Genomic DNA, 14,493 nt, shown 5'->3' with positions numbered 1-14,493 from the left:
CCCGCGGTACCCGCGCGGCGCCGGCCGGTACGGCGTACCCGAAAAAGATCAGAGGCGGGAGAGGATCGCCGAGGCCAGGCGAGACGTCGCCGTCGGCGACCGGGAAAGGAAGAGGGAGGGCTCGGCCAGCTCCAGCTCCAGCAGGAGAGGTGTGCCCTCGGGGCCCGGGATCAGATCGACGCGGGCGTAGAGGAGGCGGTCGGCGCCGCCCGGGATCGCCTTCAGGGCCTGATCGGCAGCGGACAGCTCCGCCTCCGTCGGCGTGCGCGGGGAGATGTCCTCGCTGCCGACCTCGATGGCGTGCTCACCTCGCCGGCCGAGCATCGGGCCCTTGCGGACGGCGTGGCTGTAGGTGAGCGCGCCGGACGCGCCGGGGAGGAAGAGGAGCGCGGTCTCGCCGTCGGTGGCGACCGCGTCCAGGTAGGGCTGGATCATCGCGGTGCGGCCGGCCGCCTGGAGACGGGCCACGTGCGCCCGCGCCTCGCCGGCCTGCTCGGGGAGGAGGTGGCGCGCGGTGTCCTGACTGCCGGCGGAGATCGCCGGTTTGACGACCCACTCACCGGCCGGGGGCGGCGTCCAGGTCTCGCCGGGTGCGGCGAAGTCCGTGGGGATGACCGGGACGCCGGCCGCGGTCAGGTCGCTCAGGTAGCGCTTGTCGGTGTTCCAGGCGAGCACGTCGGCCGGGTTGAGCAGGCTGGGCACGCTGCGTGCCCACGCGACGAACTGCTCCCGGCGGGGTACGTAGTCCCACGGCGAGCGGATCACCGTGAGGTCGTAGACGGACCAGTCGGCGTCCGGGTCGTCCCAGCGAACGGCGTCGACGGTCACGCCGCGCGCGACGAGGGTGTCGCGCAGCGGGTGGTCGTCGTCCCAGAGATCGGGGAAGTGCGCACAGGTGACCAGTGCGACCCGGGCGTCCTGCGGCATCAGCGCGCCATGCTCCGGCGGGCCATCGAGCGCCACAGGTCGTTGCTGGGGCGCATCTGCTCCAGGAGCTCGCGCTCCCACTCGTTCTCCACCGCGACACCGGCGCCCTCACACGCCTCGCGGGCCATGCCCGTGTCCTTGGCGAACTGGTCGGACCACTCACCGTCCTCGCCGACGAGGACGATGCGGGCGCCGCGCTTGCCGACGTACTCGATGACCGCCTTGGCGCCACCGTGTCCGGCGGCGAAAGTCTTGATCTCGGAAGTCAGCGTCGTTACGGAACCTTCTGCCATGGACCGCAGCCTAAGCACTCCCGAGCGCCACGCGGGGGGCTCCGGGATCTCTTTGTGACTCTCGTTACCAGCAGGTTTCGAGATCGAGACCAGGTGTTTGACCTAATTACGCCCGATTTGCGGCCTCACCAGAATCACCGGAATGAGTGACGGACGGTAGTTGACACTGGTCACATTCCGGGCATCGTGTGCGACGAAGCCGTAACCGAAATGACGCAGGGCGATCTGTTCGCCAGGTCAGAGGAGCGCGTCCACCGCGATGGCCATGAAGAGGACCGTCAGGTACGTGATGGAGAGCTGGAAGAGACGCATCGGCTTGAGCATCCCGCCGTTGCGGGTCTGCAGCACGAGCCGGATCGCCTCACCCATGAAGACCCCGCCGGAGAGCAGTGCCGTGATGCCGTAGATCCAGCCGAGGTCGAGCGCCGGGCCGAGCGGCCACGCCGCCACGAACGACGAGACGACGGTGAGTGCGGTGTAGAGGAGGATCTCGAAGTTCACCCGGGCGACCGAGCGGACCACCGGGAGCATCGGGATGCCGGCCCGGGCGTAGTCGTCCTTGTACTTGATGGCGAGCGCGTAGAAGTGCGGCATCTGCCAGAAGAAGACGACGGCGAAGAGCGCCCAGCCCATCGGCGCGATCGACCCGGTGACCGCGGCCCAGCCGATCACCACCGGAGCGGCGCCGCAGACGCCGCCCCAGAACGTGTTCGCCGGCGTACGCCGCTTCAGCCAGAGCGTGTAGATCACGTCGTAGTAGAAGATCGAGAACGCGGTGAGCGCGGTCGCCAGCCAGTTGGTGAGGACGGCCATCAGGACCACCGACACCACGGCCAGCGTCAGGCCGAAGATCAGCACGGCACGCGGGCTGATCTGGTGGGTCGGCAGCGGGCGCCGCTTGGTCCGCTTCATCAGCACGTCGATGTCGCGGTCGATGTAGCAGTTCAGCGCGCTCGCCGCGCCGCCCGCCAGGGCGCCGCCGATCAGCACCGCGAAGAAGGTGACCAGATCCGGCCAGCCGCCGGCGGCCAGCATCATCGTCGGCACCGTGGTGACCAGCAGCAGCTCGACGATGGCCGGCTTGGTCAGCGCCACATAGGCGCGGACCATCGCCATCCGGTCGCGTCGGGCTTCGGCGCGTGGCGCAGGCTCCGCCACGCCGGGCGACCGCCGTTGGACGGAACGCTCGGTGATCATGCTCACGGACTGCCACCTTCCGGCATCGGCACCAACTCGCGGCCGATGCCGGGTACCGATGACCCGGCGATGCCGCCCGGACAGCCTACGCGCCACCGTCCTCGCTGCTCGGGGCACCCGGCACGGGTGGAGACCATCACACCCTTCAACCGTGTGTCCGCTCACAGCGTATGTGCCTGTGGCGTTCGCTGCGCAGACGTTTAGCCCTACTGGATAGGGTCAAGCCGAAAAGGGTTCCACAATCCTGCCCGAGGAGCACAACAGACGTGGGTGCCAAAGATCCTGCTCTCAACTGGTCCGACCTCGACCGCAAGGCGGTCGACACGGTGCGGGTGCTGGCCATGGATGCCGTCGAGAAGGCCGGCAACGGCCACCCCGGCACGGCCATGAGCTTGGCGCCGGCCGCCTACCTGCTTTTCAACCGTGTCATGCGGCACGACCCGACCGACCCGCACTGGAGCGGGCGTGACCGGTTCGTTCTCTCCTGCGGCCACTCCAGCCTCACCCTCTACATTCAGCTCTTCCTCAACGGTTACAGCCTGTCGCTGGACGACCTGAAGTCGCTGCGGCAGTGGGACTCGCTGACCCCGGGTCACCCGGAGTACGGCCACACCTCCGGCGTGGAGATCACCACCGGCCCGCTGGGCCAGGGCATCGGCAACGCGGTCGGCATGGCCATGGCGGCCCGCCGTGAGCGCGGCCTGTTCGACCCGGAGACCGCCGCCGGACAGTCCCCCTTCGACCACCAGGTCTACTCGATCGCCTCGGACGGCGACATCGAGGAGGGCGTGAGCCACGAGTCCAGCGCCATCGCCGCGGTGCAGAAGCTGGGCAACCTCACCGTCATCTACGACGACAACCAGATCTCCATCGAGGACGACACCCGGATCGCCAAGTCCGAGGACGTCGGCGCGCGGTACGCCGCGTACGGCTGGCACGTCCAGACGGTCGACTGGGCCGGCTCGGACCCGTACGTCGAGGACGTCGAGGCGCTCTGGGACGCGATCCAGGCCGCCAAGAAGGTCACCGACAAGCCGTCGTTCATCGTCCTCAAGACGGTGATCGGCTGGCCGGCGCCGAAGAAGCAGAACACCGGCAAGATCCACGGTTCCGCGCTGGGCGCCGCCGAGATCACCGCCACCAAGGCGCTGCTCGGCTTCGCCGACGAGCCGTTCGCGATCGACGACGAGGTCGTGAAGCACGCGCAGCAGGCCGTCGAGCGCGGCAAGGAGGCGCACGCCGAGTGGCAGAAGGGCTTCGACGCCTGGGCCGCCAAGAACACCGAGGCGAAGGCGCTCTTCGACCGGCTCGCCGCGAAGACCCTGCCGGAGGGCTGGACCAAGTCCCTGCCCGAGTTCCCGGCCGACGAGAAGGGCCTGGCCACCCGGGCCGCGTCCGGCAAGGTGCTGGAGGCGCTCGCGCCGGTGCTCCCCGAGCTCTGGGGCGGCTCGGCCGACCTGGCGGAGAGCAACAACACCACGATGAAGGGCGAGCCGTCCTTCATCCCCGCCGAGTACGCGACCAAGGAGTTCCCCGGTCACGAGTACGGCCGCACGCTGCACTTCGGCATCCGTGAGCACGGCATGGGCTCGATCCTGAACGGCATCGCGGTGCACGGCGGGACCCGCCCGTACGGCGGCACGTTCCTGGTCTTCAGCGACTACATGCGCGGCTCGGTCCGCCTCTCCGCGCTGATGAAGCTGCCGGTCGTCTTCGTGTGGACGCACGACTCCATCGGCCTGGGCGAGGACGGCCCGACGCACCAGCCGATCGAGACGCTCTCCGCGCTGCGCGCCATCGTCGGCCTCGACGTGGTCCGCCCGGCCGACGCCAACGAGACCGCGTACGCGTGGCGCGGCGCCCTGGAGCACAACGACCGCCCGACCGCGCTCGCGCTCTCCCGGCAGAACCTGCCCACCGTCGACCGGACGAAGTACGCGTCCGCCGAGGGCACCCTCAAGGGCGGCTACGTCCTCTCCGAGGCGTCGAACGGCGCGCCGAAGGTGATCCTGATCGCCAGCGGCTCCGAGGTGTCGATCGCGCTCACCGCGCAGGAGCGCCTGGAGGCCGAGGGCACCCCGGCCCGGGTCGTCTCGATGCCCTGCCAGGAGTGGTTCTTCCAGCAGCCGCTCGCGTACCAGCAGGAGGTCCTGCCGACCGGGGTCAAGGCCCGCGTCACGGTCGAGGCCGGCATCCGCATGAGCTGGGACCGCATCCTCGGTGACGCCGGCGAGCCGGTCAGCATCGAGCACTACGGCGCCAGCGCCCCCGCCAAGATCCTCTTCGAGCAGTTCGGCTTCACCGCCGACAACGTCGTAGCGAAGGCCAACGCCTCGCTGGCCAAGGTCGGCGAGATCACCGGTCACAAGACCGGCAACTGACAGGAGTTGAAGGTAATGACCGACAGGCTGGCAGAGCTCTCCGCCCAGGGCGTGGCGGTGTGGCTCGACGACCTCTCCCGGGTGCGGCTCACCAGTGGTTCGCTGGACAAGCTGCGCCGTGAACAGCACGTGGTCGGTGTCACCACCAACCCGAGCATCTTCCAGAAGGCGCTCTCCGACGCGGACGCGTACGACGAGCAGCTCAAGGACCTGGCCGCGCAGGGCGTGACGGTGGAGGAGGCGGTCCGGCTGATGACCGCCGCCGACGTCCGGGCCGCCGCCGACGTGGAGCGTCCCGAGTACGACCGGTCCAACGGCGTCGACGGCCGGGTCTCCATCGAGGTCGACCCGCGCAAGGCGCACGAGACCGCGTCCACCATCGCCGAGGCGAAGACGCTGTGGTGGCTGGTGGACCGTCCCAACGTGTACATCAAGATCCCGGCGACGCTGGCCGGCCTGCCCGCGATCACCGCGGTGCTCGGCGCGGGCATCAGCGTCAACGTCACGCTGATCTTCTCGCTGGAGCGCTACCGCCTGGTCATGGACGCGTTCCTGGCCGGCCTGGAGCAGGCGAAGGCGAACGGCCACGACCTGACCAAGATCGGCTCGGTCGCGTCGTTCTTCGTCTCCCGGGTGGACAGCGAGGTGGACAAGCGCCTCGACAAGATCGGCAGCGACGAGGCCAAGGGCCTCAAGGGCAAGGCGGCCATCGCCAACGCCCGGCTGGCGTACGAGGCGTACGAGGAGGTCTTCGGGACCGACCGCTGGAAGGCGCTCGCCTCCGCCGGGGCGTTCCCGCAGCGGCCGCTCTGGGCCTCCACGTCCACGAAGAACCCGGAGTTCCCGGACACCATCTACGTCGAGGAGCTGATCGCGCCCGGCACGGTCAACACCATGCCGGAGTCGGTGATCTTCGCGTACGAGGACCACGGCACCACCAAGGGTGACACCATCACCGGCAACTACGACCACGCCAAGAAGGTCTTCGCGGACCTGAAGGGCGTCGGCATCGACTTCGACGACGTCGTCAAGGTCCTCGAGGACGAGGGCGTCGAGAAGTTCGAGTCGAGCTGGAAGGAGCTGCTGGAGGGCGTCACCAAGTCCCTCAAGGCAGCCGCCGGCGGCGCTGCTCACCCCAGCGACGCAGCTTAGAAACAAGAGTGAGAGGCCTGTCGTGGAACACTCCGCGACAGGCCTCTCCATTCGCGAAAAACTGGCAGGATGGCATCGTGGGTAATCCGCTGCGTACCGCACAGGACCGAAGGCTCCCGCGGATCCCGGAGCCCTGCGCTCTGGTGATCTTCGGGGTCACCGGTGACCTGTCCCGAAAGAAGCTCATTCCGGCCGTGTACGACCTCGCCAACCGCGGCCTGCTTCCGCCCGGTTTCGTGGTCGTCGGCTTCGCCCGCGCCGACTGGGGCGAGGGCGACTTCGAGACGCTCGCCTACAACGCCGCCAAGAAGGGCGCCCGCACCCCGTGGCGCGAGGACGTCTGGCGGCAGCTGTCGAGCCAGTTCCAGTTCGTTCCGGGCTCCTTCGACGACGACGCCGACTTCGACAAGCTCTCCGAGACCCTGGACCAGCTGCGCGAGCGCAACGGCATCCAGGGCAACACGGCCTTCTACTTCTCCATCCCGCCGGCCGCGTTCCCGCTGGTGCTCAACCAGCTGAACCGGACCGGACTGGCCGACAACGCCAAGTCCGGCGGCTGGCGGCGAGTGGTCGTGGAGAAGCCGTTCGGCAACGACCTGGAGACGGCGATCGCGCTGAACCAGCTCGTCGACGAGGTCTTCAACCCGGACGACGTCTACCGCATCGACCACTACCTGGGCAAGGAGACGGTCCAGAACATCCTGGCCCTCCGCTTCGCCAACAGCCTCTTCGAGCCGGTGTGGAACTCGAAGTACGTCGACTCGGTGCAGATCACCATGGCCGAGGACGTCGGCATCGGCACCCGGGCCGCGTTCTACGACGCGTCCGGCGCCGCCCGCGACGTGCTGCAGAACCACCTGCTCCAGCTGCTCGCCATGGTGGGCATGGAGGAGCCGACCAGCTTCGACCCGCTGGAGGTGCGGGCCGAGAAGCTCAAGGTCCTCAAGGCGATCAGCCTGCCCGCGGACATCGCCAGCGGCTCGGTACGCGGTCAGTACCTGCCCGGATGGGTGGCCGGCGAGCGCGCGGTGGGCTATCTCGAGGAGAAGAACATCCCGGCCGACTCCACCACGGAGACGTACGTGGCGGTCCGCCTCGGCATCCAGAACCGGCGCTGGGCGGGCGTCCCGTTCTACGTCCGGGTCGGTAAGCGGATGCCGCGCCGGGTGACCGAGATCGCGATCCTCTTCAAGCGCGCGCCGCACCTGCCGTTCGACCCCGCCGACGTGGAGATGCTGGGCCACAACCAGCTCGTCGTCCGGGTCCAGCCGGACGAGGGCGTGGTGCTCAAGTTCGGCTCCAAGGTGCCCGGCACCGCCATGGAGGTCCGCGACATCGCGATGGACTTCCAGTACGGCGAGGCGTTCACCGAGTCCAGCCCGGAGGCGTACGAGCGTCTCGTCCTGGACGTGCTGATCGGCGACCGGACGCTCTTCCCGGACGCCGCCGAGGTCGAGCAGTCCTGGCGGGTCATCGACCCCCTGGAGGCCGCCTGGGCGGGCGTCAAGCCGGAGCCGTACCGCTCCGGTGAATGGGGCCCGCGGGCCGCCGACGAGTTGTTGGAGCGCGAGGGCCGCGCCTGGAGGCGAGCATGATCGGCTTGTGGGACACCACCGGCAACGAGGTGGTCAAGGCGCTCGCCGCCGAGCGGCGCAGCGCCGGGGGTGTGGCCTCCGGGCTCGCCCTGACGCTGATCGCGGTGGTCGAGGAGAAGAAGGTCCGGGAGGCCGAGGCGGCCGCCACGATAGCCGCCGCGGCGCACCCCTGCCGTCTGCTCATCGTGGTCCGCTCCGATCTGGAGGGCCGCAGCCGGCTGGACGCCGAGATCGTCGTGGGCGGGCGTCTCGGCCCCGCCGAGGCGGTCGTGATGCGGATGTACGGCCGTCTCGCCCTGCACGCCGAGTCGGTGGTGATGCCGCTGCTCGCCCCGGACGTCCCGGTGGTCACCTGGTGGCACGAGGAGCCGCCGAACATGATCGCCAACGACTTCCTCGGCGTGGTCTCCGACCGGCGGATCACCGACTGCGCGCAGGCGCCCGACCCGATCAGCGCGCTCAAGCAGCGCGCGGTCGACTACGCCCCCGGCGACACCGACCTCACCTGGACCCGGATCACGCTCTGGCGGACCCTGGTCGCGGGCGCGTTCGACTCCACCGAGGAGCGGGTCGTCGGCGCGAAGATCGTGGCGCCGGAGAAGGACCCGACCGCCTGGCTGATGCTGGGCTGGCTCAAGTCCCGCCTCGGCATCGAGCCGGTGCTGGAGCACACCGACCGGTCGCCGCGCCTGCACTCGGTGGAGCTGCAGTGCGCGAACGGCGACTGCGTCCGGGTCACCCGCGAGGAGGGCACCGCGCTCTTCAGCCGTACCGGCCAGGACGACCGCTACATGCCGCTGCCCAAGCGGCCGGTCGGCGACGAACTCGCCGAGGAGCTGCGGCGGCTCGACTCCGACCAGATCTACGCCGAGGCGCTCGGTGCGATGGCCGGGCTCTCCGATCTGGAGAAGCGGTCGCCGATGCGGGTGCACGTCTGGAAGGATCCGGCGCTGGCGGCGCGGGCGGCCTCGCCGACCGACGCCATGGCCGGGCCGGGCGGCACCGCCGCCTGAGCAGGCTTCACAAGTCAAGGCCGTCCGCCGCTCAAGCGGCGGGCGGCCTCCGCCGTTGAATGAGGAGTACGAATTGAGTGAGACCGTGGTCGTGGTCGTACCGGACGCCGACGTCCTGGCGGCGACGGTGGCCGCACGGCTCGTCGTCAAGATCATCGACGCACAGGCGGTGCACGGCACGGCGAGCGTGGTGCTGACCGGTGGCCGGGTCGCCGCCAAGGTGCTCGCCGCGGTGCCGGAGCTGCCCGCCTCCGCCGCCATCGACTGGTCCCGGGTGGACCTGTGGTGGGGTGACGAGCGGTTCCTGCCCGCAGGTGACCCGGACCGCAACGAGACCCAGGCCCGCGCGGCGCTGCTGGACAAGCTGCCGCTGGACCCGGCCCGGGTGCACGCCATGCCCGCCTCGGACGGCCCGGACGGGGACGACGCGGTCGCGGCGGCCGCCCGGTACGCCGGGGAACTCGCCGGCGACGCCCCCCTCCCCCGCTTCGACGTGCTGATGCTCGGGGTCGGCGAGGACGGGCACGTGGCCTCGCTCTTCCCCGGGCACCCGGAGCTGGACGCCGCCGGCACGACCGCCGCGGTGCACGACAGCCCGAAGCCGCCGCCCACCCGGATCACGCTGACCCTGCCGGCCATCCGGAGCGCCGAGGAGGTCTGGCTGGTCGCGGCCGGCCCGGACAAGGCGGAGCCGATCGGCACGGTGCTGGGTGGCGGCGACCTTCCGGCGGCCCGCGCCACCGGCGTACGCCGAACGCTGTTCCTGCTCGACCAGGCAGCCGCCGCGAAGCGCCCGTCCTAACAGGTCATGATCTCGTAGAGATCTGCTGGACCGCCCAGGAGTTGCCGTCGGGGTCGCTGAAGAAGACGAAACCGACGTTGTCCAGGGGGTGCGGGGTCGGCGACGGGCTCTGGCCCAGAACGGTCACGTCGCTGACCTCGACCCCGCGGGAGACCAGTTCGGCGTGCGCGGCCTCGATGTCGCGCACCACCAGCTGCAGGCCCTTCAGCGAGCCCGGCGGCATCTCCGGCACCGCGCCCCTGCCGATCACGATCGAGCAGCCGCTGCCGGGCGGGGTGAGCTGCACGATGCGGACGTCGTCACCCATCACGACGTCGTGGTCCACGGTGAAGCCCACCTTGGCCGAGTAGAACTCCTTGGCCCGGTCGATATCGGACACGGGCACGATCACGACTTCCAGAGTCCAGTTCACGCCCTCGATGCTGCCATCCGTAGACTCCGCCGGATGCGACCCGCGATCCGTGCCTACCGTTCGAGCGACCTGGACGACGTCTACGAGATCTGCGTACGGACCGGGGACGCGGGCGGCGACGCGCGGGGACAGTACAGCTCGGACCGGCTGCTCGGGGACATCTGGGCGGCGCCGTACGTGACGCTGGAGCCCGAGCACGCATACGTGCTGGACGACGGCACCGGGCACGCGGCCGGCTACGTGATCGGCACCGCGGACACCGAGCGGTTCGTCCGGCGCTACCGTGCGGAGTGGATCCCGGCCACCGTGGACCGGCTGATCGACGGGGACCCGCGCGACGAGGTCATGCTCGACCTGCACCGGCGGCCGGAGCGGATGCTGATCCCGGAGCTCGCGGCGTACCCCGCGCACCTGCACATCGACCTGCTGCCGGAGTGGCAGGGGCGGGGGCAGGGCCGGGCCCTGATGACCGCGTTCCTGGACGGCCTGCGGGCCGTGGGGGTGCCGCGGGTGCACCTCGGGATGGCACCGGAGAACCACGGCGCCTACGCCTTCTACCGGCGCCTCGGCTTCCGGGACATCGCGGTCCCGGAAGCCGGCGCGCTCTGGCTGGGCCTGTCGCTCTAGCTACCGGTCCGGCCGCGGCGCTGGCGGACCTTGGCCAGCGCCTCGGCGAGGATGGCGGCGCCGTCCTCCTCGCTGCGCCGCTCCTTCACGTACGCCAGATGCGACTTGTACGGCTCCGTCCGCGACCGCCCCGGTGGGTTGGTCACGTCGAGCCCGGCCGGCTGGCCGCAGCGCGGGCAGTCCCAGGTGTCGGGGGCGGGTGCTTCGGCGGAGAACCAGATCCGGCTGTCATGGCCGGCCGCGCAGAAGTAGCTCACCTGCCGGCGGGGTGCTGGTTCGCTGCGCTCGTCGGGGCGCATCGGGCTGGACCCGACACGGCTTCCACGAATGGCGCTGCCACTGGACACGGACGTCACTCCTGTCTCGGGGGGCGCGGCTCTGTGCTGAACCGGCGCTCGCCACCCTTTCGAATCGGACGGAGGGCACAAAAAACCGCGCGTCCGGAAGAACCGGACCGCGCGGCAGATTGTACGACCCTACTCGCCAGTCAGGAAGCCAGCGCGAGCTTGAGCCAGAAGCCCAGCCCGACGATGCAGGCGAACCAGATGACACCCACCAGAACCGTGTACCGGTCCAGGTTCTTCTCCGCCACCGAGGAGCCGGCCAGGCTGGAGGTCACGCCGCCGCCGAACATGCTGGACATGCCGCCGCCCTTGCCGCGGTGCAGGAGGATCAGCAGGGTCAGCAGAACGCTGGTGATGATCAGCAACACGATCAACGTGTACGCGAACGCGATCGGCATGGTCGGGTTCATTCCTCTCGAAGGGCACAGCAGCGGTCCCACAATAGCGGGTGCCCGGCCGTTTACCACGGCCGGGCACCCGCTGAATTACTCAGGGTCTCACAAACGCCTCAGCGAGCCACGTGCTCCGGGAAACGCACGATGGAGGCGAACTCCTCGGCGTCCAGGCTCGCGCCGCCGACCAGGGCCCCGTCCACGTCCGGCTTGGCCATGATCTGCGCGATGTTCGCCGCCTTGACCGAGCCGCCGTACTGGATGCGGACCGCCTCGGCGACCTCGCTGCCGTACTTCTCCACCAGGCGGGCCCGGATCGCGCCGCAGACCTCCTGCGCGTCCTCCGGCGTCGCGGTCTTGCCCGTGCCGATCGCCCAGACCGGCTCGTACGCGATCACGACCTGCTTGACCTGCTCGGCCTTGATGCCCTCGAGACCGCCGTCGACCTGGGCGAGCACGTGCTCGACCTGGTTGCCGGCCTCGCGGATGTCGAGGCCCTCGCCGACGCAGAAGATCGGCAGCAGGCCGTTGGTGAAGGCCGCCTTGATCTTCGCGTTGACCAGTGCGTCGTCCTCGCCGTGGTACTCCCGGCGCTCGGAGTGCCCGATCACCACGTAGGTGACGCCCAGCTTGGCCAGCTGCGCACCGGAGATCTCCCCGGTGTAGGCGCCCGACGCGTGCTTCGAGATGTCCTGGGCGCCGTAGCCGATCGCCAGCTTGTCGCCCTCGATCGCGGTCTGCACGCTGCGCAGGTCGGTGAAGGGCGGCAGCACGACGGTCTCGACGGCGTCGAGCTGCTTCTCGTTGAGGCTGGCGGCCAGCTTCTGCACCAGGAGGATGGCCTCGAAGTGGTTGAGGTTCATCTTCCAGTTGCCGGCGATGATCGGCTTGCGGGGGGTCGCGTCAGACATTCACTTCTCCAGTGCGGCGACGCCCGGCAGCGTCTTGCCTTCGAGGTACTCCAGGGACGCGCCCCCGCCGGTGGAGATGTGGCCGAACGCGGACTCGTCCAGGCCGAGGGTGCGGACCGCGGCTGCCGAGTCACCGCCGCCGACGACCGAGAAGCCGTCGATCTTGGTGATGGCCTCGGCGACGCCCCGGGTGCCGGCCGCGAACGGCGCCAGCTCGAAGACGCCCATCGGCCCGTTCCAGAAGACGGTCTTGGCGCCCGCGACAGCGGAAGCGAAGAGTTCGACGGAGCGCGGGCCGATGTCCAGACCGAGCCGATCGGCGGGAATATCCGAAATATCGGACACCGCATGATCGGCGGAGGCACTGAACTCCGTCGCCGCCACCACGTCGACGGGGAGCACGATGCGCCCGTCCGCCTCCGCCAGCAGGTCGGCACACGTGGAGATCATCTCGGCCTCGAGCAGCGACTTCCCGACCTCGTGGCCCTGGGCCTTGAGGAAGGTGAAGCACATCCCGCCTCCGACCAGGAGCTTGTCCACCTTCGGCAGCAGCGCCTTGATGACGGCGAGCTTGTCGGAGACCTTCGAGCCGCCGAGCACGACGACGTAGGGCTGCTCCGGGCTCTCCGACACCTTCTTGAGGACCTCGACCTCCTTGAGGACGAGACCACCGGCGAAGTGCGGCAGGCGGGCCGGGACGTCGTAGACCGACGCGTGCTTGCGGTGCACCGCACCGAACGCGTCATCGACGTAGAAGTCCGCAAATTTCGCCAGTTCATCGGCGAATTCGCCACGAACCGCGTCATCCTTGGACGTTTCCCCGACGTTGAAGCGCAGGTTCTCCAGCAGCAGCACCTCGCCGTCAGCGAGAGCCGCGACCTTCGCCTGCGCATCGGCGCCGACGGTGTCGTCCGCGAAGACGACGGTGGAGCCCAGCAGCTCGGCCAGGCGCGTGGCGACCGGCGCGAGGGTGAACTGCGGGTCCGGCGCGCCCTTCGGGCGGCCCAGGTGCGACGCGACGATGACCTTCGCGCCCGCGTCACGCAGGGCGATCAGCGTCGGCAGCACCGCGCGGGCGCGGCCGTCGTCGCTGATGACGCCCGGGTTGGCCTTGTCGAACGGGACGTTCAGGTCGGCGCGCACGAACACGCGCCGACCCGAGACACCCTCGCCGAGCAGGTCGTCGAGAGTCTTCATGATGAAGATCAGGCCCCGACGAGCTGAACCAGGTTGACGAGGCGGTTCGAGTAGCCCCACTCGTTGTCGTACCAGCCGACGACCTTGACCTGGTTGCCGCCGATGACCTTGGTCAGGCCGGCGTCGAAGATGCAGGAGGCCGGGTCGGTGACGATGTCGGCCGACACGATCGGGTCCTCGGTGTAGACCAGGATGCCCTTGAGCGCGCCCTCGGCGGCCGCCTTGATCGCGGCGTTGACCTCGTCGACCGTGGTGTCACGGGCGGCGGTGAAGGTCAGGTCGGTGGCCGAGCCGGTGGGGATCGGCACCCGCAGCGCGAAGCCGTCCAGCTTGCCCTTGAGCTCCGGCAGCACCAGGCTGACGGCCTTGGCGGCACCGGTCGAGGTCGGCACGATGTTCAGCGCGGCGGCGCGGGCGCGGCGCAGGTCGCTGTGCGGGCCGTCCTGCAGGTTCTGGTCCTGGGTGTACGCGTGGATCGTGGTCATCAGACCCTTCTCGATCCCGATCGTGTCGTTCAGGACCTTCGCCATCGGGGCGAGGCAGTTCGTGGTGCAGGACGCGTTCGAGATGATGGTGTGCTTGGCGGCGTCGTAGAGGCCGTCGTTCACGCCCATCACGATCGTGATGTCCTCGTTCTTGGCCGGAGCCGAGATGATGACCTTCTTGGCACCCTTGTCGACGTGCGCCTTGGCCTTGGTGGCGTCGGTGAAGAAGCCGGTGGACTCGATGACCACGTCGGCGCCCAGGTCGCCCCAGGGCAGGTTGTTCGGGTCGCGCTCGGCGAACGCCTTGAAGGTGTTGCCACCGACGGTGATCTCGTCGGCGGTGGCCTTCACCTCGTGCGGCAGACGGCCCAGGATGCTGTCGTACTTCAGCAGGTGGGCGAGCGTGGCGTTGTCGGTCAGGTCGTTCACGCCGACGATCTGGATGTCCGCGCCGGACGCGAGCGCCGCCCGGAAGAAGTTACGACCGATTCGGCCGAAGCCGTTGATGCCAACCCGGATGGTCACAGGTGGTCTCCTCGTTTCGGTCCGCCGGATATGCGACCGGCGGAGGGAGGTTTCTCGTGCCGGCCGTATACGCGCGGCCGCCACAGGGGGCGTCCGGCCGCCGCGCCCGAGGGAGCGAAGACGCCACGACAAGCTCTGGCAGCGTCACAGCGGGGGTCGGCCGAACTGCCGGCACCGTCGCCGTCACCTGTGACCCTAGCCCAGACCGCGCACCCGCTGAGCGGCGGGGCGCGACCTGAA

The 14,493-nt window shown here is 69.6% G+C and carries 15 protein-coding genes; 6 read left to right on the top strand and 9 right to left on the bottom strand.

Annotation, left to right across the window (positions count from 1 at the left end):
• Positions 1 to 48 precede the first annotated feature (48 nt).
• The 3 genes from AB0M08_RS35100 to AB0M08_RS35090 form a co-directional block, all read right to left on the bottom strand.
• Entirely contained in the window at positions 49 to 927 is an 879-nt protein-coding gene (locus tag AB0M08_RS35100; protein ID WP_364503007.1) for a hypothetical protein, read from the bottom strand.
• The gene (locus AB0M08_RS35095) at positions 927 to 1,220 is read right to left on the bottom strand and encodes a hypothetical protein (RefSeq protein WP_364503004.1); all 294 of its coding nucleotides are present in this window, start codon (positions 1,218 to 1,220) and stop codon (positions 927 to 929) included. The genes AB0M08_RS35100 and AB0M08_RS35095 overlap by 1 nt, the downstream gene beginning before the upstream one ends.
• A gap of 237 nt (positions 1,221 to 1,457) precedes the next feature.
• Positions 1,458 to 2,417, bottom strand: coding sequence for a heme o synthase (locus AB0M08_RS35090; protein WP_364503130.1), 960 nt, complete (start codon positions 2,415 to 2,417; stop codon positions 1,458 to 1,460).
• 266 nt (positions 2,418 to 2,683) lie between these two features.
• On the opposite strand from AB0M08_RS35090, the gene tkt reads away from it, so the two are divergent.
• The 5 genes from tkt (at position 2,684) to pgl (ending at position 9,360) form a co-directional block, all read left to right on the top strand.
• Complete coding sequence (gene tkt, locus AB0M08_RS35085) at positions 2,684 to 4,798, top strand: transketolase (protein WP_364503001.1); 2,115 nt, start codon at positions 2,684 to 2,686, stop codon at positions 4,796 to 4,798.
• Between the two features lie 15 nt (positions 4,799 to 4,813).
• Complete coding sequence (tal, locus tag AB0M08_RS35080; protein WP_364502998.1) at positions 4,814 to 5,950, top strand: transaldolase; 1,137 nt, start codon at positions 4,814 to 4,816, stop codon at positions 5,948 to 5,950.
• Positions 5,951 to 6,027: 77 nt separating this feature from the next.
• Positions 6,028 to 7,545 carry a glucose-6-phosphate dehydrogenase gene (zwf, locus tag AB0M08_RS35075; RefSeq protein WP_364502995.1) on the top strand — a complete coding sequence of 506 codons (1,518 nt, stop codon included), beginning with the start codon at positions 6,028 to 6,030 and terminating at the stop codon, positions 7,543 to 7,545.
• The gene (locus tag AB0M08_RS35070) at positions 7,542 to 8,558 is read left to right on the top strand and encodes a glucose-6-phosphate dehydrogenase assembly protein OpcA (RefSeq protein ID WP_364502992.1); all 1,017 of its coding nucleotides are present in this window, start codon (positions 7,542 to 7,544) and stop codon (positions 8,556 to 8,558) included. The genes zwf and AB0M08_RS35070 overlap by 4 nt, the downstream gene beginning before the upstream one ends.
• 73 nt (positions 8,559 to 8,631) lie before the next feature.
• Positions 8,632 to 9,360 (top strand): 6-phosphogluconolactonase, encoded by a 729-nt coding sequence (gene pgl, locus AB0M08_RS35065; protein ID WP_364502989.1) that lies wholly within the window; start codon positions 8,632 to 8,634, stop codon positions 9,358 to 9,360.
• Between the two features lie 4 nt (positions 9,361 to 9,364).
• Here the strand turns inward: pgl and AB0M08_RS35060 are convergent, their stop codons facing one another.
• On the bottom strand, positions 9,365 to 9,772 hold the full coding sequence (locus AB0M08_RS35060) for a VOC family protein (RefSeq protein ID WP_364502986.1): 408 nt from the start codon (positions 9,770 to 9,772) through the stop codon (positions 9,365 to 9,367).
• Positions 9,773 to 9,805: 33 nt separating this feature from the next.
• On the opposite strand from AB0M08_RS35060, the gene AB0M08_RS35055 reads away from it, so the two are divergent.
• A complete protein-coding gene (locus AB0M08_RS35055) occupies positions 9,806 to 10,399 on the top strand; it encodes a GNAT family N-acetyltransferase (RefSeq protein ID WP_364502982.1) in 594 nt (197 codons plus the stop codon).
• Here AB0M08_RS35055 and AB0M08_RS35050 read toward each other — a convergent pair.
• The 5 genes from AB0M08_RS35050 to gap form a co-directional block, all read right to left on the bottom strand.
• A complete protein-coding gene (locus AB0M08_RS35050) occupies positions 10,396 to 10,746 on the bottom strand; it encodes an RNA polymerase-binding protein RbpA (RefSeq protein ID WP_364502979.1) in 351 nt (116 codons plus the stop codon). The genes AB0M08_RS35055 and AB0M08_RS35050 overlap by 4 nt on opposite strands.
• Positions 10,747 to 10,886: 140 nt before the next feature.
• Positions 10,887 to 11,141, bottom strand: coding sequence for a preprotein translocase subunit SecG (secG, locus tag AB0M08_RS35045; protein ID WP_364502976.1), 255 nt, complete (start codon positions 11,139 to 11,141; stop codon positions 10,887 to 10,889).
• Positions 11,142 to 11,251: 110 nt separating this feature from the next.
• Positions 11,252 to 12,046 carry a triose-phosphate isomerase gene (gene tpiA / locus AB0M08_RS35040; RefSeq protein WP_364502974.1) on the bottom strand — a complete coding sequence of 265 codons (795 nt, stop codon included), beginning with the start codon at positions 12,044 to 12,046 and terminating at the stop codon, positions 11,252 to 11,254.
• Entirely contained in the window at positions 12,047 to 13,243 is a 1,197-nt protein-coding gene (locus AB0M08_RS35035; RefSeq protein WP_364502972.1) for a phosphoglycerate kinase, read from the bottom strand. It abuts the gene before it with no gap.
• Between the two features lie 8 nt (positions 13,244 to 13,251).
• The gene (gene gap, locus AB0M08_RS35030) at positions 13,252 to 14,253 is read right to left on the bottom strand and encodes a type I glyceraldehyde-3-phosphate dehydrogenase (RefSeq protein ID WP_364502969.1); all 1,002 of its coding nucleotides are present in this window, start codon (positions 14,251 to 14,253) and stop codon (positions 13,252 to 13,254) included.
• Positions 14,254 to 14,493: the final 240 nt, after the last annotated feature.

Source organism: Actinoplanes sp. NPDC051851 (assembly GCF_040681165.1).
GTDB lineage: Bacteria > Actinomycetota > Actinomycetes > Mycobacteriales > Micromonosporaceae > Actinoplanes.
This window is presented reverse-complemented; position numbering and strand designations above follow the sequence as displayed.

Excerpts from the sequence above, each read along its gene's own strand:
- tal (WP_364502998.1), top strand. The coding sequence starts at position 4,814 with ATGACCGACAGGCTGGCAGAGCTCTCCGCCCAGGGCGTGGCGGTGTGG.
- AB0M08_RS35095 (WP_364503004.1), bottom strand. The coding sequence starts at position 1,220 with ATGGCAGAAGGTTCCGTAACGACGCTGACTTCCGAGATCAAGACTTTC.
- secG (WP_364502976.1), bottom strand. The coding sequence starts at position 11,141 with ATGCCGATCGCGTTCGCGTACACGTTGATCGTGTTGCTGATCATCACC.
- AB0M08_RS35100 (WP_364503007.1), bottom strand. The coding sequence starts at position 927 with ATGCCGCAGGACGCCCGGGTCGCACTGGTCACCTGTGCGCACTTCCCC.
- AB0M08_RS35055 (WP_364502982.1), top strand. The coding sequence starts at position 9,806 with ATGCGACCCGCGATCCGTGCCTACCGTTCGAGCGACCTGGACGACGTC.
- AB0M08_RS35070 (WP_364502992.1), top strand. The coding sequence starts at position 7,542 with ATGATCGGCTTGTGGGACACCACCGGCAACGAGGTGGTCAAGGCGCTC.
- tpiA (WP_364502974.1), bottom strand. The coding sequence starts at position 12,046 with ATGTCTGACGCGACCCCCCGCAAGCCGATCATCGCCGGCAACTGGAAG.
- AB0M08_RS35035 (WP_364502972.1), bottom strand. The coding sequence starts at position 13,243 with ATGAAGACTCTCGACGACCTGCTCGGCGAGGGTGTCTCGGGTCGGCGC.
- AB0M08_RS35090 (WP_364503130.1), bottom strand. The coding sequence starts at position 2,417 with ATGATCACCGAGCGTTCCGTCCAACGGCGGTCGCCCGGCGTGGCGGAG.